Origin of the sequence: Castellaniella sp. S9 (genome assembly GCF_027257175.1) — a bacterium.
Taxonomy (GTDB): Bacteria; Pseudomonadota; Gammaproteobacteria; order Burkholderiales; family Burkholderiaceae_B; genus Castellaniella.
On the sequence record NZ_JAPFGD010000006.1, the window covers coordinates 137,424 to 157,699 of the forward strand.

Annotated in this window: 17 protein-coding genes; 13 read left to right on the forward strand and 4 right to left on the reverse strand. The window is 67.0% G+C overall.

Annotated features, from left to right (window positions below; translation table 11 throughout):
- The first annotated feature begins 11 nt into the window (after positions 1 to 11).
- The 4 genes from OOZ48_RS11540 (at position 12) to rpoD (ending at position 5,222) form a co-directional block, all read left to right on the forward strand.
- The gene (locus OOZ48_RS11540) at positions 12 to 566 is read left to right on the forward strand and encodes a phosphoribosyltransferase (RefSeq protein ID WP_269498444.1); all 555 of its coding nucleotides are present in this window, start codon (positions 12 to 14) and stop codon (positions 564 to 566) included.
- Positions 567 to 674: 108 nt separating this feature from the next.
- The gene (gene rpsU, locus OOZ48_RS11545) at positions 675 to 887 is read left to right on the forward strand and encodes a 30S ribosomal protein S21 (protein ID WP_043681943.1); all 213 of its coding nucleotides are present in this window, start codon (positions 675 to 677) and stop codon (positions 885 to 887) included.
- Entirely contained in the window at positions 888 to 2,783 is a 1,896-nt protein-coding gene (gene dnaG, locus OOZ48_RS11550; RefSeq protein ID WP_269498451.1) for a DNA primase, read from the forward strand.
- A gap of 207 nt (positions 2,784 to 2,990) precedes the next feature.
- Complete coding sequence (gene rpoD / locus OOZ48_RS11555) at positions 2,991 to 5,222, forward strand: RNA polymerase sigma factor RpoD (protein WP_269498455.1); 2,232 nt, start codon at positions 2,991 to 2,993, stop codon at positions 5,220 to 5,222.
- Positions 5,223 to 5,318: 96 nt separating this feature from the next.
- Here the strand turns inward: rpoD and OOZ48_RS11560 are convergent, their stop codons facing one another.
- Positions 5,319 to 7,169, reverse strand: coding sequence for a sigma-54-dependent Fis family transcriptional regulator (locus OOZ48_RS11560; RefSeq protein ID WP_269498457.1), 1,851 nt, complete (start codon positions 7,167 to 7,169; stop codon positions 5,319 to 5,321).
- A 263-nt stretch (positions 7,170 to 7,432) separates the two neighbouring features.
- Here OOZ48_RS11560 and exaC point away from each other — a divergent pair, with 263 nt between their 5' ends.
- The gene (gene exaC / locus OOZ48_RS11565; RefSeq protein WP_269498459.1) at positions 7,433 to 8,959 is read left to right on the forward strand and encodes an acetaldehyde dehydrogenase ExaC; all 1,527 of its coding nucleotides are present in this window, start codon (positions 7,433 to 7,435) and stop codon (positions 8,957 to 8,959) included.
- A 40-nt stretch (positions 8,960 to 8,999) separates the two neighbouring features.
- On the opposite strand, the gene OOZ48_RS11570 is transcribed toward exaC, so the two are convergent.
- Entirely contained in the window at positions 9,000 to 9,896 is an 897-nt protein-coding gene (locus OOZ48_RS11570) for a helix-turn-helix domain-containing protein (protein ID WP_269498461.1), read from the reverse strand.
- Between the two features lie 79 nt (positions 9,897 to 9,975).
- On the opposite strand from OOZ48_RS11570, the gene pobA reads away from it, so the two are divergent.
- Together pobA and OOZ48_RS11580 are read left to right on the forward strand one after the other, a co-directional pair.
- Positions 9,976 to 11,157, forward strand: a complete 1,182-nt coding sequence (gene pobA / locus OOZ48_RS11575; RefSeq protein ID WP_269498463.1) for a 4-hydroxybenzoate 3-monooxygenase — start codon at positions 9,976 to 9,978, stop codon at positions 11,155 to 11,157.
- A 99-nt stretch (positions 11,158 to 11,256) separates the two neighbouring features.
- A complete protein-coding gene (locus tag OOZ48_RS11580; RefSeq protein ID WP_269498465.1) occupies positions 11,257 to 12,429 on the forward strand; it encodes an ABC transporter substrate-binding protein in 1,173 nt (390 codons plus the stop codon).
- 55 nt (positions 12,430 to 12,484) lie between these two features.
- On the opposite strand, the gene OOZ48_RS11585 is transcribed toward OOZ48_RS11580, so the two are convergent.
- Complete coding sequence (locus OOZ48_RS11585; protein WP_269498466.1) at positions 12,485 to 13,243, reverse strand: GntR family transcriptional regulator; 759 nt, start codon at positions 13,241 to 13,243, stop codon at positions 12,485 to 12,487.
- 183 nt (positions 13,244 to 13,426) lie between these two features.
- Between OOZ48_RS11585 and OOZ48_RS11590 the strand changes: the two genes are divergently transcribed.
- The 4 genes from OOZ48_RS11590 to OOZ48_RS11605 all read left to right on the forward strand — a co-directional run bounded on the left by OOZ48_RS11590 (position 13,427) and on the right by OOZ48_RS11605 (position 18,000).
- Entirely contained in the window at positions 13,427 to 14,305 is an 879-nt protein-coding gene (locus tag OOZ48_RS11590) for a methylenetetrahydrofolate reductase (RefSeq protein ID WP_269498467.1), read from the forward strand.
- Complete coding sequence (gene purU / locus OOZ48_RS11595; protein WP_269498468.1) at positions 14,298 to 15,245, forward strand: formyltetrahydrofolate deformylase; 948 nt, start codon at positions 14,298 to 14,300, stop codon at positions 15,243 to 15,245. The genes OOZ48_RS11590 and purU overlap by 8 nt, the downstream gene beginning before the upstream one ends.
- A 66-nt stretch (positions 15,246 to 15,311) precedes the next feature.
- Positions 15,312 to 16,715: a vanillate/3-O-methylgallate O-demethylase gene (gene ligM, locus OOZ48_RS11600; RefSeq protein ID WP_269498469.1), complete on the forward strand. Its 1,404-nt coding sequence runs from the start codon at positions 15,312 to 15,314 to the stop codon at positions 16,713 to 16,715.
- A gap of 163 nt (positions 16,716 to 16,878) precedes the next feature.
- Positions 16,879 to 18,000 (forward strand): ABC transporter substrate-binding protein, encoded by a 1,122-nt coding sequence (locus tag OOZ48_RS11605; RefSeq protein ID WP_442867580.1) that lies wholly within the window; start codon positions 16,879 to 16,881, stop codon positions 17,998 to 18,000.
- On the opposite strand, the gene OOZ48_RS11610 is transcribed toward OOZ48_RS11605, so the two are convergent.
- Positions 17,978 to 18,907, reverse strand: coding sequence for a helix-turn-helix domain-containing protein (locus tag OOZ48_RS11610; protein ID WP_269498472.1), 930 nt, complete (start codon positions 18,905 to 18,907; stop codon positions 17,978 to 17,980). The genes OOZ48_RS11605 and OOZ48_RS11610 overlap by 23 nt on opposite strands.
- A 137-nt stretch (positions 18,908 to 19,044) precedes the next feature.
- Between OOZ48_RS11610 and OOZ48_RS11615 the strand changes: the two genes are divergently transcribed.
- Positions 19,045 to 19,398: a protocatechuate 4,5-dioxygenase subunit alpha gene (locus tag OOZ48_RS11615; protein WP_269498475.1), complete on the forward strand. Its 354-nt coding sequence runs from the start codon at positions 19,045 to 19,047 to the stop codon at positions 19,396 to 19,398.
- A 2-nt stretch (positions 19,399 to 19,400) separates the two neighbouring features.
- Positions 19,401 to 20,255, forward strand: a complete 855-nt coding sequence (locus tag OOZ48_RS11620; RefSeq protein WP_269498476.1) for a class III extradiol dioxygenase family protein — start codon at positions 19,401 to 19,403, stop codon at positions 20,253 to 20,255.
- The last annotated feature ends 21 nt before the right edge of the window (positions 20,256 to 20,276 follow it).

Here is a 20,276-nt window from a genome sequence, read left to right on the forward strand (position 1 = left end):
CGGAATCCATCATGAATCTGCCGCCGAGCACCGACCGCGACCTCTGGGTCAGCTGGGAGCAATACCATGGCCTGATCGAGCGCCTGGCACTGCAGGTCCACGAGTCGGGGTGGGTCTTCGACAAGATTCTCTGTCTGGCGCGCGGCGGCGTGCGGGTGGGCGACGTGCTGTCGCGCATCTTCGACGTGCCGCTGGGCATCCTGGCGACCAGCAGCTATCGCGAGGCGGCCGGCACCGTCCAGGGCCAGCTCGACATTGCCCAGTTCATCACGATCACGCGCGGCACCCTGGACGGACGGGTCCTGCTGCTGGACGACATGGTCGACACCGGCCTGACCTTCAGCCGCGTGCATGACCATCTGCTTCGGCAGTTCCCCGGCGTGACGGAATTGCGCACCGGCGTATTGTGGTGGAAGGGGCACGCCCAGATCCAGCCCGACTACTACGTCGAACAGCTCCCCACCAATCCCTGGATCCACCAACCGTTCGAGGACTATGACAGCCTGCGTCCGCATCAGCTGGAATCCTGGATCCGCAAGGGCTTGCGCACCGCGCACCCGAAATAGGCAAGCCTGATGGGGACGGGCGGCTGATGATTCCAGCGGTTTTTATGCTAGAATCTCGTGTTACCTCAAATCGTCTCCAACACATTATCCAAGGGCTCAAGGAAATACATGCCTATTGTTCGCCTGAAAGAAAACGAGCCTTTCGAGGCTGCACTGCGCCGCTTCAAGCGCACCATCGAAAAGACCGGCCTCTTGACCGAACTGCGTTCGCGCGAGTTCTACGAAAAGCCCACCGCCGAGCGCAAGCGCAAGCGCGCCGCCGCTGTCAAGCGCCACTACAAGCGCATCCGCAGCCAGCAACTGCCGCCGCGCCTCTATTGATTGATCCCCGAGTCTTTCGTCCAGGAGCTGCTGGCGCGCATTGACATCGCCGACGTGGTCGGCCGGCATGTGCAGCTACGAAAAGGGGGCGCGAACCTGCTGGGTTTGTGCCCTTTTCACAACGAAAAGACCCCCTCCTTCACCGTCAGCCCCACCAAGCAGTTCTATCACTGCTTCGGTTGCGGCGCGCACGGCAGCGCCATTCGCTTCCTGACCGAGCACACCGGCGCCTCTTTTCCCGAGGCCGTTCGCAGCCTGGCCGCGAGCGTGGGCATGACCGTGCCCGAGGAACCCCGCAGTCCCCGGCAGCGCGAGGCGGATCGCCAGCGGCGTCAGGAAGCCTCGCGCCAGCAGCAGATCCTCGACCAGGCTCAGGCGCACTACCGGCGCGCCCTGAAGGACACGCCCGAGGCCGTGGCCTATCTCAAGCGCCGAGGGCTCAGCGGCGAGATCGCCGCGCATTTCGGTTTGGGCTGGGCCGGCCGTGACCGCCGCGGCCTGGCCGCCGTCTTCGAGCGTTACGAGGATCCGGCCCTGCTCGAGTCCGGCCTGGTGGTCGAGTCCGAGGACGGGCGCCGGCACGACCGCTTTCGCGGCCGGGTGATGTTTCCCATCCGCAATACGCGTGGCGCGCTGGTGGGCTTCGGCGGCCGCCTGATCGAGGCCGGCGAGCCCAAATACCTGAACTCCCCCGAAACCGGCCTGTTCTCAAAAGGCAAGGAACTCTACGGCCTGTACGAGGCGCGGGCGGGCATCCACACAGAAGGCTGCGTCCTCGTGGTCGAGGGCTACATGGACGTGGTGGCCCTCGCGCAGCATGGGTTGCGCAATGCGGTCGCGACGCTGGGGACGTCCACCACGCCGAACCACGTGCAGAAATTGCGGCGCGCCAGCGATCGCATCGTCTTCGGCTTCGACGGCGATGCGGCCGGACGCAAGGCCGCGTGGCGGGCCTTGAATGCCTGCCTGCCGTGGGTGGCGGAGGACGTGGCGATCCGCTTTCTGTTCCTGCCCGAGGGCCAGGATCCGGATTCCTACGTCAGGACCTACGGGGTCGAGGCATTCCGTGCCACGCTGGACGAGGCTATTCCCTTGTCGCGCTTCATGCTCGATGAGCTCGCCCTGCGTCACGACCTGGACGAGGCCGAGGGCCGCGCGGCGTGCATGCACGAGGCGCGCCCCCTGTTCGTGCAGATGCCCGAAGGGGGGTTCCGCCTGCAGATGGAACGCGAACTGGCCGCGCGGGTGCGCCTGACGCCCGAGGAGCTCGCCCGGGACTTCTCCGAGGCGCGGCGCGCCGCGATGGAACGCGCGGGCCCATCCGGCGGGGCGCCCGAGGCACGGTCCACCGGCGCCGAGGCGCCCGACGCGGCGCACGAGTCGCCGTTCGCCTTTCCCCCGATCGAGGGGCGGGCGGCGGGCCGCGCACCCTCCGGCGAGCCGCCGCGCCCCCGCGCGGGGCGTCGGGGCTCGCGCATGGTCACGCCGATGGCGCGCCGGTTGCTGCGCCTGCTGCTGGCGCATCCCGAGCTGGTCGCCGAGCTGGGCGACCAGCAGCTTGAACTTCTGGCCCGCAGCCCCCATCTGGTTCTTGTGCGGGACTTGATCGAACTGGCCAGCACCTTGGGCGCGACCCATGCCGGCGCGCTCATCGAGGCCGCCGATCCGGATTCCGATCTCGCACAGGCCATGCTCGATCTGTCCGGCGAGGTTCTGGGGCAGGACCTGCCCGACCCGCAGGCCGAATGGAACGACGCCTTGCGTCAGATCGAGCTGCAGGCGGTGCAGGACCAATGCAGCCAGCTCATCGCCGGCGGGCTGCTGACCGAGGACGACCAGCGGCGCTACCAGGCCCTGTCGCGCCGTTTGGCCAGGCTGAAGGCGGGACAAGGATGAATCTTCTATGCAAGTGAAGTAAAATGCAGAGTTTTCAATGAGTAATGTGCGAATCCCGCGCCGATTGCCGTCTTTTGGGCGGCGCTGCCGTGCGCGTTTTTCGTCATTGCGTCTTAGGCATGCCGGGCTCGGCATGCTGGCCCCGATCATTGCGGTCGGGCCGGGCGCGCGCGTCGCGCCCTTGCAAGCATCTATGGAAAGGCACTCATGACCCAAGGAACTGGCAAGACCTCCCAGGCCGCCAAGAAAACGGCAGCCAAGCAAACCAAAGCGGCGAGCGCCGAGCTCGAGGCGGCGGTGAAGGCGGCCAGGACGACGACGGCCAAGACGGCGGCCGCAAAGACAGCGACCGCCAAGACCACGACGGCCAAGGCCGCGCGCAAGACCGCCGCGGCGGCCGACCAGGGCGCGGCTGCGCCCAAGGCGGCCAAGCGCGCCGCCAAGGCGCCCTCGGGCCGCAAGCCGGGCCGCCCGGCCAAGAACGCCAATAGCGATGCCGGCGATTTCGTCGACGACGACGCGGGTGACGGCGAGGTCATTCCCGACCTCAAGCCCTTGCCCAAGCGCGGCAAGCGCGGCAAGGCCGAAAAGGACGCGCCCTCGCGCAGCCAGATGAGCCCCGAGGAACAGGAAGCCCGCCGCAACCGCCTCAAGATCCTCATCAAGCTCGGCAAGGACCGCGGCTACCTGACCTACGGCGAGATCAACGACCACCTGCCCGACGACCTGGTCGACGCCGAGGCGATCGACGGCATCATCAGCACCTTCAGCGACATGGGGATCTCGGTCTACGACCAGGCGCCCGACGCCGAAACCCTCCTGATGAGCGACAACGCGCCCATGGCCTCCAGCGACGACGATGTCGAGGACGAGGCCGAGGCCGCGCTGACGACGGTGGATTCCGACTTCGGCCGCACCACCGATCCGGTCCGCATGTACATGCGCGAGATGGGCACCGTCGAGCTTCTCACCCGCGAGGGCGAGATCGAGATCGCCAAGCGCATCGAGGACGGGCTCAAGCACATGGTGATGGCGATTGCCGCCTGCCCGACCACGGTCAACGAGATCCTCGACCACATCCAGCGCGTGCGCGACGGCTCGGCGCAGATCGACGAGGTCGTCGACGGCCTGATCGACGAGGAAGGCGAGGACTACGCGGGCTCGGGGGTCAGCGGCGACGACGAGGACGATGGTCCGGCCGGCGGCATGAGCAGCAAGCAGCTCGAGTACCTGCGCACCAAGTCGCTCAAGAAATTCGAGACGATCGCCGCCTGGTTCGACAAGATGCGCGTCGCCTTCGAGACCGAGGGCTACAAGTCGGCCAACTACATCGCCGCGCGCGAGGCCATCCTCAACGAACTCATGGGCGTGCGCTTCACCGCCAAGATGGTCGAGCGCCTGGCCGATACCCTGCGCGCCCAGGTTGCCGAGGTGCGCATGCACGAGCGCGCCGCCATGCACATCTGCGTGACCCGCGCAGGGATGCCGCGTGCGCATTTCATCAAGGTGTTCCCCGGCAACGAGACCAACCTGGAGTGGGTGCTCGAGGAAGTCGCCGCGGGCCATGGCTACTCCGAGACGCTCGAGCGCCACGTGCCGGCCATCCAGGAGATCCAGCAAAAGCTCATCGAGCTGCAGCACAACGTCGTGCTGCCTCTCAAGGATCTCAAGGACGTCAACAAGCGCATGGCCACCGGCGAGGCCAAGGCCCGCAAGGCCAAGCGCGAGATGACCGAGGCCAACCTGCGCCTGGTGATTTCCATCGCGAAAAAATACACCAACCGCGGCCTGCAGTTCCTCGACCTGATCCAGGAAGGCAACATCGGTCTGATGAAGGCCGTGGACAAGTTCGAATACCGGCGCGGCTACAAGTTCTCGACCTACGCCACCTGGTGGATCCGGCAGGCCATCACCCGCTCGATCGCCGACCAGGCGCGCACCATCCGCATCCCGGTGCACATGATCGAGACCATCAACAAGATGAACCGCATCAATCGCCAGATCCTGCAGGAAACCGGCGCCGAGCCCGATCCCGCCACTCTGGCGCAAAAGATGGACATGCCCGAGGACAAGGTCCGCAAGATCCTCAAGATCGCCAAGGAGCCGATCTCGATGGAAACGCCCATCGGCGATGACGACGATTCCCACCTGGGCGACTTCATCGAGGACACCGGCACGGTGTCGCCCTCGGACTCGGCCCTGCACGGCTCGATGCGCGACGTGGTGAAAGAGGTCCTGGACTCGCTCACGCCGCGCGAGGCCAAGGTGCTGCGCATGCGCTTCGGCATCGAGATGAGCACCGACCAGACCCTCGAGGAAGTCGGCAAGCAGTTCGACGTCACGCGCGAGCGCATCCGTCAGATCGAGGCCAAGGCCCTGCGCAAGCTGCGCCATCCCAGCCGCGCCGACAAACTCAAGAGCTTCCTCGAGAGCCAGTGACGGCGGCCCGCCGGGGCGGGTTGCCTCGGCATGTGCTGGAAAGTAGAAAGGCCGCTCAATCGGGCGGCCTTTCCGCGTCTACGGACGGCACCGGCGTCAGCGGCGCAGGCGGCGGTGCAGCGTGCTGCGGTGCATGCCCAGCAGCCGGGCTGCGCGGCTGATGTTGCCCTGGCAGGCCTGCAGGGCCTGCTCGATGGCCTGGTGTTCGATCTGGCGCAGGGTGGGCGCCGCCGGCATCGCGCCGGCGTCCGGCATCCGGGCGGCGCTGCCGGCCGGTGCCCCGTCCTGCGCCGCGGCCGCCGCGCCGGCCGGCAGCGGATCCAGCACGTCCGTGGGCAGCATGTGGACGTCGACGGGCTCGGCCCCGGGATGGAGGCAGCGCAGGCGGCTGAGCAGGCTGCGCATTTCCCGGTAGTTGCCGGGCCATGGCAATCCCGAGAGCAGCGCCAGCGCGGCGGGCGTCAAACGGCCGCCCAGCGCGGCATAGCCCTGGTCCAGGTACGTGGCCAGGTCGGGCCGGCTACGCAGGGGCGGCAGCTGGATCGGCATGTCCTGCAGCCGGTAGTACAGGTCGGCGCGAAACCGGCCCTGCGCCACCAGTGCCTTCAGGTCCTGATGGCTGGCGCTGACCAGGCCGAATTCCAGCGGTACGCGCTTGTCGGAGCCCAGGGGCTGGACTTCGCGTTCCTGCAGGACCCGCAGCAGCCGGGTCTGCAGCGCCAGCGGCATGTCGCCGATCTCGTCCAGGAACAGCACGCCGCCTTGCGCCTGGCGCAGCAGGCCGCGCGCGCCTTCGCGCCGCGCGCCGGTGAAGGCGCCCGGTTCGTAGCCGAACAGCTCGGACTCGATCAAGTGTTCGGGCAGGGCGGCGCAGTTGATGGCGACGAAGGGGCCGGCGCGCCAGGCGCTGTGCGCATGGACATGGCGCGCCAGGACCTCCTTGCCGGTGCCGGTTTCGCCTTGCAGCAGGACGGCAAGGCCCATGTCCACGGCCCGCACGGCCTGCTCGAGCAAGGGGCGGCTGACCGCATCGGGCGCGGGCAGGCCGTGCGCGGCGGGTGCCGTCCGGGCCGGGCGCGCGGCAGTGGAGCCTCGAAGGGGCGCGGGGGCGGAGGCGTGCAGGCGGCCGGCCATGCGCCGCCCGTCCTGCCGGCGCAAGAGGCCTTCGCGCGTATCGAGCTGGCCGTCGAGCCACCGGTCCACCGGGGTGCCGATCAGGCCCCAGTCCGTCTCCAGCGCCGCCAGCGCCGCCTCATTGGCGCCGGTGATGCGACGGTCGTCGTCCAGCAGCAGGATGGCGCGGCCGGCCTCGCCATGGCGCGCGGCCTCGGGCGCGAATTCGAGGCGGGTGTAGGCGGTGTCGCACAGCAGGCGGTCGGCGATCTGGCGGGCGTACGTCCAGACCAGGCCCAATGCGTAGTCCTGGACGTCGTCGGCGGGACCGGACAGGTCCAGGATGCCGAGGATGTCGCCGGTGGCCGAAAAGATCGGCGCCGCGTGGCAGCTGAGGATGCTGTTGCAGCGCAGGAAGTGCTCGGAACCGTGCACACGCACCGGCCTGCCGTCGTGCAGCGCCGTGCCGATGGCGTTGGTGCCGCGCATGGTTTCGGCCCAGTTCACACCGGGCTGCAGTGCGACGCGCCGCGCCTTGTCGAGGAAGGATTTGCAGCCTTCCTCGTGCAGGATGAGGCCGCTGGGGTCGGTCAGCAGGACGATGCCGCGTGCCGCGCCGGCCATGGCGCCCAAGGCGCCGATCCCCGGCCCGGCATGATGCAGCAGATGCCGGTTCGCCTCGCGGCGCGCGCTCAGGTCGGCACGCGCCAGCGGGTTGGGATCGGCCAGCAGGGCCGGGTCCAGCTGGGCGCAGCGCGCCCAGGATTGTTGAATGCGGGCCAGCGGATCCTGGTGTGCGCGGGGCGACAGGCTCAAGGGCGGGGGTGTCGGCATGGGGCCTCCCAGGTCCAGGATTGCGACAGCAGGGTGTCGCAGAATGCGGCAGCGCGGTGTCGCGTTTTGAGTTAATTCCTTGTTTTTGCAAGACAAGTATGCCATCCGGGACCCTCGATGGGAAGCAGGGTCCGGGATTTCGCCGGCGTTGTCGCCTGGTGCCCAAGACCCGGCACGCTTATTGCTTTGAATGAAGACGCGACCCGCCGCAGGCGCGGCCGGGCCCCGGCCCCCGGGCCGGTCATTCGAACAGGAGACCCATTATGGACATGAGCGATCTGCAGAACTTTGGCATCGACATCGGCTTCCCCTACAAGAAGCACTACGAGAACTATATCGGCGGGCGCTGGGTGGCGCCCTCGGCCGGTCAGTATTTCGACAACCTCTCGCCCATCACCGGACAGGCGTTCTGCGAGGTGCCGCGCTCGGATGCCGCGGACGTCGATGCCGCGCTGGACGCGGCGCATGCCGCCCGCAAGGCCTGGGGCGAAACCTCCGTGACGGAACGCGCGGGCGTGCTGTTGCGTGTGGCCGACCGCATGGAGCAGAACCTGCGCATGCTGGCGGTGGCCGAAACCATCGACAACGGCAAGCCCCTGCGCGAGACCATGGCCGCCGACCTGCCGCTGGCCATCGATCACCTGCGCTATTTCGCCGGCTGCATCCGGGCCCAGGAAGGCGGCATCTCCGAAATCGACAAGACGACGGTCGCCTACCATTTCCATGAGCCCATGGGCGTGGTGGGCCAGATCATTCCCTGGAACTTCCCGCTGCTGATGGCGGCCTGGAAGCTCGGCCCCGCACTGGCCGCCGGCAACTGCGTGGTCCTCAAGCCGGCCGAGCAGACCCCGGCCTCCATCCTGGTCCTGATGGAACTCGTGGGCGATCTGCTGCCGCCCGGCGTGCTCAATATCGTCAACGGTTTCGGCAAGGAGGCCGGCGCGGCGCTTGCCGGCAGCAAGCGCATCGCCAAGATCGCCTTCACCGGCTCCACGCCGACGGGGCGGCATATCCTGCATGCGGCCGCCGACAATCTGATCCCCAGCACGGTCGAGCTCGGCGGCAAGAGCCCCAACATCTTTTTCGCCGATGTGATGGACCAGGACGACGCCTACTTCGACAAGGCGCTCGAAGGCCTGAGCATGTTCGCGCTGAATCAGGGCGAGGTGTGCACCTGCCCGTCGCGCATCCTCATCCAGGAATCGATCTACGAGCGCTTCATCGAACGGGCCGTCAAGCGCGTCGAGGGCATGAAGACCGGCCATCCCCTCGATGCGGGCACCATGGTGGGGGCCCAGGTCTCCCAGGCGCAGCTCGACAAGATCCTCGGCTACATCGACATCGGCCGCGAGGAAGGCGCGCGCTGCCTGACGGGCGGGGCGCGCAATGCCCCCGGCCAAGGCCTGGACGAGGGCTTCTATGTCAAGCCGACGCTGCTGTTCGGCGAGAACAGCATGCGCGTCTTCCAGGAGGAAATCTTCGGGCCGGTGGCCTCGGTGATGACGTTCAAGGACGAGGAGGAGGCGGTGGAACTCGCCAACGACACGTTCTACGGCCTGGGCGCGGGTGTCTGGACGCGCGATGGATCACGCGCCTACCGGATGGGCCGCGCCATCCAGGCCGGCCGCGTCTGGACCAACTGCTATCACCTGTATCCGGCGCACGCCGCCTTCGGCGGCTACAAGCAGTCCGGCATCGGCCGGGAAAACCACAAGATGGCGCTCAACGCCTATCAGCAGACCAAGTGCCTGCTGGTCAGCTACAGCCCCGACGCCCTCGGCTTCTTTTGAGGGCGGGCCCGGGCCGCCCGCCCGGGCGCCTTGCGCGCCTTCAAGTGCCGGCGCGCAGGCGGAAGGCCTTGGGCGACAGGCCCGAGGCTTTCTTGAAGAAGCGCGTGAAATACGCCGGGTCCGAGAATCCCAGCTCGTACGAGATCTCGCTGATGGTCATCGAGGTATAGACCAGACTGCGGCCGGCCTCCAGCAGCAGCCGTTCATGGATCAGCTCGAGCGGGGACTTGCCGGCATGGCCGCGCGTCACCACGTTCAGGTGGGCGGGGGTGATCCCCAGGCTGCGGGCGTACCAGGCCACGTCGTGATGGGCCGTGTGGGATTGATCCAGCAATTCGCCGAAGCGGCTGAAATGCTCGTGGCTGCGCGGCCGCGGGGCGATGCGCTGGCCGATCGGCCGATTGCGCCGCAGCCAGACATAGACCAGTGTCAGCAAGGCCTCGATCTGGATGCCGCGGTAAGGCGCCTGCGCGGTGTACTCGGCGTTCAGGCGGGTAAAGGCATTGCGTATGGCGTCCTGGTCGAGGCGGCGCTCCAGCACGTGGATGTGGGGCAGGGTGGGCAGGGGCGCGCTCTCGTCGAGATTGCGCGCCAGCTGCGTCAGCAGCGGATAGGCGATCGTCATCACATAGCCCTGGCAGTCGTGGTCGAACTCGAAGCCGTGGACGATGGTCTGCGGGACTTCCACGACCTGGCGCCCCGCCAGCCGGTGACGACGCTCGTCGAGCTGCACGACCGCATTGCCCTGGTGCAGGTAGAGGATTTGGTAGAGCCCGGTGTGCCGGTGAGGGCGGATATGCCAATTGTGCAACTTGCTGCGCGAGGCGATGGTTTCGCAATGGACCAGGTCCGGCGTCGGCCATTCGTCATGGCCGCCGTACAGTTTGAAGATCGGAACCTGGCGCGCGTATTCCATATTCACAATTTTAACTGTCAAAAATCCATTCAAAAAGTATCGGGGCGGGTGCAAGATGGTGATCCAGGCGGGACGCAAGCCCGTTCCCACGGAGATCACCATGAAAACTCAAGTCGCCATCATCGGCGCCGGGCCCTCGGGCCTGCTGCTCGGCCAGCTGCTGCACAAGCGCGGCATCGACAATGTCGTCCTCGAGCGGCGCAGCCCCGATTATGTCCTGAGCCGGATCCGCGCCGGCGTGCTCGAGCACGGCTTCGTGGACCTGATGCGCGAGGCCGGGGTGACCGAGCACATGGAACGCGAGGGCCACATCCACGACGGGTTCTCGATCCTGTTCAACGGCCGGCGCGAACGCATCGATCTGAAGGGCCTGACCGGCGGCCATACCGTGATGATCTACGGCCAGACCGAGGTGACGCGCGATCTGATGGCCGCGCGCGCCGCAAGCGGCGCACCGTCGTTCTATGAAGCCGAGAACGTGGCGCTGCATGACATCGATTCCGGGCATCCCAGGGTCACCTTCCGCAAGGACGGGCGCGAACTCTCGCTCGAGTGCGATTATATTGCCGGCTGCGACGGCTTCCACGGACCTTCGCGGCAGGCCATCCCGCACGACGTGATTCGCGAGTACGAGCGCGTCTATCCCTTCGGCTGGCTGGGCTTGCTGTCCGACACCCACCCGGTCGAGGACGAACTCATCTACGTCAGCCATCCGCGCGGCTTCGCTCTGTGCAGCATGCGCTCGCCCACCCGCAGCCGCTACTACGTGCAGGTGCCGCTGACCGAGAAGGTCGAGGACTGGTCCGACGAGCGTTTTTGGGGCGAACTGCGCGCGCGCCTGCCCGCGGACGTGGCGGACAAGCTGGAAACCGGCCCCTCCCTGGAAAAGAGCATCGCGCCCCTGCGCAGTTTCGTGGTCGAGCCCATGCAGCACGGACGGCTGTTCCTGGTGGGCGACGCGGCTCACATCGTGCCGCCCACCGGCGCCAAGGGCCTGAATCTGGCAGCCAGTGACGTCTATACTTTGTATAAGCTATTGTGCAAGGCCTACTTCGAGGATCGTCCCGAGATGCTGCGGCGCTATTCCGAGATCTGCCTGCGGCGCATCTGGAAGGCCGAGCGCTTCTCGTGGTGGATGACCTCGGTGCTGCATCGGTTCGACCACGACCCGTTTTCCGAGCGCATCCAGCAGGCCGAGGCGGCGTACTGCATCAGCACGGTGGCCGCGCGCACCAGCATCGCCGAGAACTACGTGGGCTTGCCCTACGAGATCATCGAGTAAACGACGATCGATGCGGGGCCACCTGCATCCCGTTTTCCGGGGCATGGGCAACAATCCGGGCTCACCTTCGAGGCCGGGCATATTACTACAGGAGGAAACATGCTTAAAACTACACTGAGGTCGTTCGCGACACTCGCCGTCGTGGCCGCGGCGGCTTCGGCTCAAGCCGCCGATGTCAAGGTCGGCATGGTGCTGCCGCTGTCCGGCCCCTTCGCGGCCTACGGCGAGCAGATCGAGCGCGGCGCGCGGCTGTACATCGCCGAGCACGGCGATACGGTGGCCGGCCGCAAGCTCGTGCTGATCACCAAGGACGATACGGGCGTGGCCCCGGCCGTCAGCAAGCGCCAGGCGCAGAACCTCCTGATCCAGGACAAGGTCGATGTGCTGGCCGGCTTCGGCCTCACGCCCTCGGCCTTTGCCGTGGCGCCGCTCGCGACCGAGACCCGGACCCCCATGGTCGTCATGAACGCCGCGACCTCGGCCATCACGACCAAGTCCGATTACATCGTCCGCACGTCGATGACCCTGCCGCAGGTGACGGCCCCCATCGCCACTTGGGCCCTGAACAACGGCATCAAGTCGGTGTATACCGTCGTTGCCGATTACGGCCCCGGCCATGACGCCGAGGCGCAATTCAAGAAGACCTTCACGGCCGGCGGCGGCACGATCGTCGGCGAATCGCGCACCCCGGTCAAGACGCCGGACTTCGCGCCTTTCCTGCAAAGGGCCAAGGATGCCAAGCCCGACGCGGTCTTCCTGTTCATTCCCGCGGGCGAGCAGGGGGTGGCCTTTGCCAAGGGATTCAAAGAGCGCGGCCTGGACCGGGCCGGCATCCGCCTGATCGCCACCGGGGACCTGACCGACGAGGATGTGCTCGATGCCATGGGTGATGCGGCGGTGGGCGTGATCACGTCATTCCACTACTCGCAGGCGCATGATTCGCCGGAAAACCAGGCCTATGTCTCGGCCTATCTCAAGGCCCATCCCGGCAAGGACCATCGTCCGAACTTCATGTCGGTGGCCGGCTATGACGGCATGCACCTGATCTACGAGGCACTGAAGAAGACCGGCGGCGATGCCAGCGGCGACACGTTCATCGCAGCGGCCAAGGGCATGCGCTGGACCAGCCCGCGCGGCCCGGTCTCGATCGATCCGGCGACGCGCGACATCGTCCAGAACGTGTACATCCGCAAGGTGGAACGGGTGGGCGATCAGCTGCAGAACGTCGAATTCGACAAGATCGCCGACTTCAAGGATCCCGGCAAGGAATAATCGAAACCGCCGGATCGCAAGACGAGCGGGCCGCCGTGGCGGCCCGCTCGTCTTTTCAGGGCGCGACCGGCGCCTGGATCAGCGCGCCCCCGTGCACCAGCCGGATGGCCGTGCGGTTGGCCAGCGCATAGCGCAGGTTGCGATGGGCCAGCCGGGCGTGCTCGCGCATCAGCGACTCGGCCCGGTCCCCTTGGCGCAGCTCGATCGCCTCGACCACGGCGCGGTGGCCCTCCTGGGCCAGTGTGAGGATCAGCCGCGCCTGGGGGGCGTCGACCTGCGCCTTGACGAAGCCGCTGGGCGAGGCGAACGGCAGGCGCGTCATGCGGTCGAACTCGCGGGCCAGCAGCTCGCTGCCCGACATGGCGATCAACAGCTTGTGGAACTGTTCGTTGTACTTGATGTAGCGCTCGAAATCCTCGGCCGTGATCTCGGCCTGCCCGATGATCCGGTCCACCGCGGCGACGATCTCGTTCGCCTTGGACAGCAGCACGGGGCTGGCGCCGTGTTCGGCGGCAAAACGCGCCGCCATGCCCTCCAGGGTGCCGCGCAGCTCGATCGCGTCGTATACGTCGCGTTCGGTGAAGGTCTTGACGGCATAGCCGCCGCCCACGATCTCTTCGAGCAGGCCTTCCTCGGCCAGCCGCTGCAGGGCGGCCCGCACCGGCGTGCGCGACACTCCCAGGCGCTCGACCACCGCCAGTTCCGATAGGCGCTCGTTGGGCGCCAGTTCGCCATTCAGGATCAGATTGCGCAATTCCAGCAATGCGCGGGTGGTCTGGTTGGGGGTCGATGAGGGAAAGTCGGTAGCGGCCATTGCGTCGGGGCCGGGTCGGTGTGCCGGCCGGTGCGTGATTGCGTTCGGCGCCGCCGGCCGGTGGCCGGGCGTGGCGCGCGAGCGATTGGAGGAATTATAACCAGCGCCGGGATGAGGTTCGAAAGGGCTTGCACCCGCTCCAATTGAATGTATACTACTTGTATACAATAAAAGGAGACAGCCATGGAAATGGAATTGACCCGTTCCCGGGTCTGCGACGGCCCGGCCCCGTCCGTCCTGCTCACGGGATATTCCCTCGAGATGACCGCGCACGGCCTGTCGGCGCTCGAAAAGGCCGCCTATGCGATCGCGCCCGGTACGCCGATCGCGATCACCTTCCTCCCCGGTGAGGACTACGCGGCGCGCGTGGCGGCGGCGCGAGGGGTGCGCCGCCTGGGTTTCACGCCGGTCCCCCATCTATCGGCGCGCCGCATTGGCGCGGCGGCCGAGCTCGACGATTTCCTGGGGGCGCTCGTCGACGCCGCGCAGGTCGACCGCGTCTTCGTGGTCGGCGGCGACCCCGACCGTCCGCTCGGGCCGTATGCCGACGCCCTGGCGCTGATCCGCAGCGGCACGCTGGTGCGCCACGGCATACGCCAGGCTGGGATCGCCGCGTATCCCGAGGGGCATCCCGCGATCCCGTGCGACCGCCTGTGGGACGCGCTGGCGGCCAAGTCCGCCGCGCTGTCCCAGCAGGACATCCACCCCTTCATCGTGACGCAGTTCGGCTTCGAGGCCGCGCCCATCCTGGCCTGGTACAGCGAATTGCGGGCGCGAGGCATGACCTGCCCGGTGCGCATCGGCGTGCCCGGTCCGGCGCGGATGGGGACTTTGCTGCGCTATGCGGCCCAGTGCGGCGTGGGCGCGTCGGCACGCGTCATGAGCCGCTATGGCCTGTCCATCACGCGCCTGGTCAACACCGTCGGTCCGGCCACCCTGGTGGCCGACCTGATGGCTGGCCTGGGCGGGGCGCCGGACACAGCCCTGCATTTCTATGCCTTCGGCGGCTTCCAGAACACCGCTGAATGGATCCGTTCCTTTCGCGAGGCTCGCCATGGATAGCCCGCTGAGGCCCCCGGCAGCCGTGCCCGCGCGCGCAACGGCCGTGCCCGAAGCGGCGCCCGCTGAACACCCGAAGGCCGATGCGGCCTCGGCGCGCGGCCACGTCCTCACCCTGTCCTGCGAGGACAGGCCGGGGCTGGTGGCCGCCGTGGCCGGGACGCTGGCGCGCCACGGGGGCAACATCCTCGAGGCCCAGCAGTTCGACGACTTGCTGTCGGGCCGGTTCTTCATGCGTGTGGTGTTCGACCTGGACGGCGGCCAACAGCTCGAGCGCCTGTGCGCCGAATTCCCCGGCGCGGTGGATGCGGGCGCGATGAGCTGGCGCATCCGTCCCGTCGGCCAGCGCCGCCGCGTGCTGCTCATGGTGTCGCGCTTCGACCACTGTCTGGGCGATCTCCTGTATCGCTGCCGCGTGGGCGAGCTCGACATGGAGGTGGTGGGCATCGTCTCGAATCATCCGCGGGAATCCCTCAATATCTCGCTGATCGGGGCGATCCCGTTTCATCACCTGCCGGTCGAGCCCGGCCGCAAGGCCGAGCAGGAAGCCCGGGTCATGCGCCTGATCGCGGACTCCGGCGCCGAGCTCGTCGTCCTGGCCCGCTATATGCAGATCCTGTCGGATGCGTTCGCCGCCTGGCTCGAGGGCCGGTGCATCAACATCCACCACAGCTTCCTGCCGGGCTTCAAGGGCGCGCGGCCCTATCACCAGGCCCATGCGCGCGGGGTCAAGATGATCGGCGCGACTGCGCACTACGTGACCGCCGACCTCGACGAAGGGCCGATCATCGCCCAGGAGGTCGAGCAGATCACGCATGCCGACGGCCCCGACGACCTGGTGCGCAAGGGGCGCGACATCGAGCGCCGCGTGCTGGCGCGCGCCGTGCGCTACCACCTCGAGGACCGCGTGCTGCTCAACGGCGGCAAGACGGTCGTGTTCTAGGACCCGGTTCCACCCATCCGTACCCATCCCCCCAACGTTCCATACCGACAATCAAAGGTGAGAGAGATGACTGCCAAAAACCTCGAAGAACTGCTGCGGCAACAGGGCAATACCGTCGACATGCTGCGCAATTCGCGCGTGGGCGCCTATGTGTACCCGGTCGTTGCGCCAGAGTTCTCCAACTGGCGCAGCGAGCAGCTCGCCTGGCGTGAAACCGCCGTCCTGTACGACCAGTCGCATCACATGGACAATCTGTTCATCCGCGGGCGCGACGCACTGAAGATGTTGTCCGAGACGACCATCAACACGTTCTCGAACTTCAACCCGGGCCGCGCCAAGCAATACGTCCCCACCACCCCGTACGGGCACGTGATCGGCGACGGCATCCTGTTCTGGGAGCCCGGCGACACCTTCATCTATGTGGGACGCGCGCCCGTGACCAACTGGCTGATGTACCAGGCCCAGACCGGCCAATATGACGTCGAACTCGTCAGGGACGGCCGCTCGCCCTCGCGGCCGATGGGCAAGCCGGTCCTGCGCCGCCTGTACCGCTATCAAGTCCAGGGCCCGAACGCCTGGCCCATCCTCGAACAGCTCAACGGGGGCAAGATCGACCCGATCAAGTTCTTCCACATCGGCGAGATCAACATCGCCGGGCGCCGCGTGCGCGCCCTGCGCCACGGCATGGCGGGCGAGCCCGGCCTCGAGGTCTGGGGGCCGTACGAGGAGGGCGACGAGATCCGCCAGGCCATTCTGGACGCCGGCGCCGACCACGGCCTGCTGCCGGTGGGCGCGCGCGCATATTCCACCAATACCCTGGAGTCCGGCTGGATTCCCTCGCCGCTGCCCGCCATCTATACCGGCGACAAGCTCGAGGACTACCGCCGCTGGCTGGGTGCGGACAGCTATGAGGCCACCGGCAGCATCGGCGGCAGCTTCGTGTCGGACAACATCGAGGACTACTACCTCAATCCCTACGAGCTCGGCTACGGCTCCTTCATGAAGTTCGATCACGACTTCCACGGCCGCGACGCTCTCGAGGCCCTGGATCCGGCGACCCAGCGCAAGAAGGTCACGCTGGCCTGGAATCGCGAGGACCTGACGCGCGTCCTGGCCTCGATGTTCGAGCCGGAGGGCCACAATTTCAAATACTTCGACCTGCCCCAGGCGAACTACGCATTCTCGAACTACGACCGGGTGGTCGACGCCGGCGGCCGCACGGTCGGGCTGTCGATGTTCACGGGCTACAGCTACAACGAGCGCAGCGGCCTGTCCCTGGCCGTCGTCGACCACGAGGTGCCCCTGGGCGCCGAGCTGCGGGTCGTCTGGGGCGAGGAGGACGGCGGCACGCGCAAGGCGACGGTCGAGCGCCATCGCCAGACCGAGATCCGCGTGGTCGTCAGCTCAGCCCCTTATTCGGAGGTGGCGCGCGAGCACTATGCCTCGGGCTGGCGCACCGAGCGCGCATAGGCTAGCATTTTTGCCGCGGGCGCGGCCCGGATCGTGCGCAGACACGGCGGCCGCGGACCCGGTGGGGCGGACCGGTCCGGCGACAGGCGCCGGCCGTACATCAAAGGAGACAACCTTGAAGCAAACGCTGAAATGTGCGCTGGCTGCGTTCACGCTGGCCGCCATGGCCTCGGGCGTATCCCAGGCCAAGGACTTGAAAGTGGGACTGGTGGTCCCCTTGTCGGGGCCTTTCGCCTCGACGGGCCAGCAGATGATGAACGGCGTGAACCTGTACGTCCAGGAGCACGGCGCCACGGTGGCGGGGCGCAAGGTCGTGCTGATCGTCAAGGACGACACCGGCGTGTCCCCGGCCATCACCAAGCGCCAGGCGCAGGAGCTCCTGATCAAGGACGAGGTCGACGTGCTGGCCGGCTTCGGCCTGACGCCCGGCGCCTTCGCCACCGCACCGCTGGCCGAGCAGACCGAAACCCCGATGGTGGTGATGAACGCGGCCACCTCGGCCATCACGACCAAATCGGACTACATCACGCGCACCTCGACGACCCTGCCGCAGGTCGCGGCCCCCATGGCCACCTGGGCCAAGGACAACGGCGTGCAGAAAGTCTACGTCATCGTCGCGGATTACGGGCCGGGGCACGACGCGGCCGCCCAGTTCAAAAAGACCTTCACCGCGGCGGGCGGCGAGATCATCGGCGAGGTGCATACGCCGCTGACCAAGCCCGACTTCGCGCCCTTCCTGCAAAAGATCAAGGACGCGGCCCCCGATGCGCTGTTCCTGTTCATTCCCAACGGCGACCAGGGCGTGGCCTTCGCCAAGGGCTACAAGGAACGGGGCCTGGACCGGGCCGGAATCAAGCTGCTGGCCACCGGCGACATCGCCACCGAGGACATGATCGACGCCATGGGCGACAGCGCCCTGGGGATCATCACCTCGTACTACTACGCCCAGGCGCACGATTCGCCCGAGAACAAGGCCTACGTCGCCGCCTACGCCAAGGCCTACCCCCAGGTCCGTCCCAACATGATTTCGGTGGCCGGCTACGACGGGATGCACCTGATCTACGAGGCGCTGAAAAAGACCGGCGGCGATGCCGGCGGCGAGGCGTTCATGGCGGCGGTCAAGGGCATGAGCTGGATGAGCCCGCGCGGCCCGGTCTCGATCGATCCGGCCACGCGCGACATCGTGCAGAACGTCTACATCCGCAAGGTCGAGCGCGTCGACGGCGTGCTGCAGAACGTCGAATTCCACACCTTCGAGGCGGTCAAGGATCCGGAGAAAGAGTAAGCCGCCGGAACGCCTTGGGGGACTGTCCCGACACGCGCTTGAAAAAGCGCGTGAAATACCCCGGATCGGCAAAGCCCAGCGAATCGGATATGGTGCTGACGGTCCGGGGGGTATAGATCAATTCGCGCCGCGCCTCCAGCAGCAGGCGTTCGTGGATCAGGCGCAGGGCCGACTTGCCGGCCAGGGCCTGGCACACGACGTTGAGGTGCGCCGCGGTGATGCCCAGGCGCGAGGCGTACCAGGCCACCTGGTGCCGGGTCTTGTAGTGGGCCTCGATCAATTGCGTGAAGCGGGCGAGGTGCGGGCTGCCGACGTCCTGGCCGGGCGCCGCGGCCGAGGGCGCCGCGCGTCCGGCCAGGCTGCGGCGGTGCACCCAGGCGAGAATGCATGACAGCAGGGCTTCGAGCAGCGCGCCGCGCTGCGGCGAATACGGGCTGCGGTACTCCTGGTCCAGGCGCGTGAAGGCCAGGCGCGTGTGGCGGCTTTCGTCATCCTCGCCCAGGGTGAGGAACGACGGCTCCGACAGGGCGGTCAGGGTCAGGCCCATGCGCTCGCAGACTTCGGCCATCAGGCCGTAGGTCATGGTCAGGATGTAGCCTTCGGCGTTCGGGTCGAACTGGAAGCCGTGCACCGCCATCTGGGGCACCAGGACCATCTGGCCGCCGCCCATGGTGTGGATCGATCCGTCCAGGTGCACGACGACGTTCCCGGATATCAGGCAGAGGATCTGGAACAGGTCCGCGTGCTTGTGCGGCTTGACATGCCAATTGTGCAGTTTTTGCTGCGCAGCGATCGTTTCGCAGTACATCGGATCCGGGGTGGTCCAGACATTGCCATAACCATACAGCTTGTATATGGGAATCGACGTGTGGTCGTGAGCGGGCGGGCCGGGGCGCAAGTCGTCCAAGGGTTTTCCCCTTAATATCTTCATATACGCGAAATGTACTTTTTTAAAACAGAAAAGTCCATTCTGTACAACCCGGGCCTGGCGCATCATGACGGTGTTCACAACCCCGTGCCGCAGGCACCCACCAGGAGACACGCATGAGCACCCCCCGACTCAAGCGGGACATCCCGGGAACCGTCATCTTCGACGGCGACCAGGCCCGCATCGGCTATGCCCTCAACAAGATGTGCTTCAGTTTCAATTCCGCCGAATGCCGCGAGGCGTTCCAGCGCGACGAGGAAGCCTACATGAGCAAATACAAGCTCAACGACGCGCAAAAACAGGCGATCCGCAACCGCAACGTGCTCGAGCTGATCGCGGCCGGCGGCCATCCCTATTACCTGGCGAAGTTCGCCGGCATCTTCAAACTCGACATGCAGGACATCGGCGCTCAGCAGACCGGCATGACCAAGGACGCCTTCAAGGCCAAACTCATCGCAGCGGGGCAATAATCATGGCTCACATCATCGGCAGCGTCAGCACTTCCCACGTCCCCGCCATCGGGGGGGCGATCGCCCGCAACCTCCAGCAGGAACCGTACTGGAAACCCTTCTTCGACGGCTATCCCGCCGCGCGCGAATGGGTGCAGGGGGCCCGTCCCGACGTGGTTGTGATCATCCATAACGACCACGGCCTGAATTTCTTCCTCGACAAGATGCCCACGTTCTCGGTGGGCACGGCCGCGGTCTACGATACCGCCGACGAAGGCTGGGGCATTCCGGCGCTGGCGCCGGCACCCGGCAATCCGGAACTGGCCTGGCACATGGTCGAGTCCCTGGTCGCCGACGAGTTCGACATCACCACCTGCCAGGAGGCCCAGATCGATCATGCCGTGTCGCTGCCGCTGGCGCTGCTGTGGCCCGAGCATCAGGCGCGCGGCGAGTGGCCGGTCGAGATCGTCCCGGTGTGCATCAACACCGTGCAGGCCCCGTACCCCTCGGCCGCCCGCTGCTGGCGCCTGGGGCAGTCCATCGGCCGCGCCGTCGAATCCTGGGACAGCGACAAGCGCGTCCTCATCATCGGCAGCGGCGGCCTGTCGCACCAGCTCGACGGCGAGCGCGCGGGCTTCCTCAACAAGGAATTCGACCTGAAGTTCATGGACAGCCTGGTCCACGATCCGGAATGGGTCACGCAGTACTCGAACGACGAACTGGTCGAGCTCACCGGCACCCAAGGCATCGAGCTGCTGATGTGGGTGGCGGCGCGCGGCGCCCTGGACGGGGCCGCCTCCGTCACCAAAAAGCATTCCAACTACCACATCCCCATCTCGAACACGGCGACCGGACTGCTGGTCCTCGAAGCCGCCTGACAGCCGTCGAGCCTGGGGTCG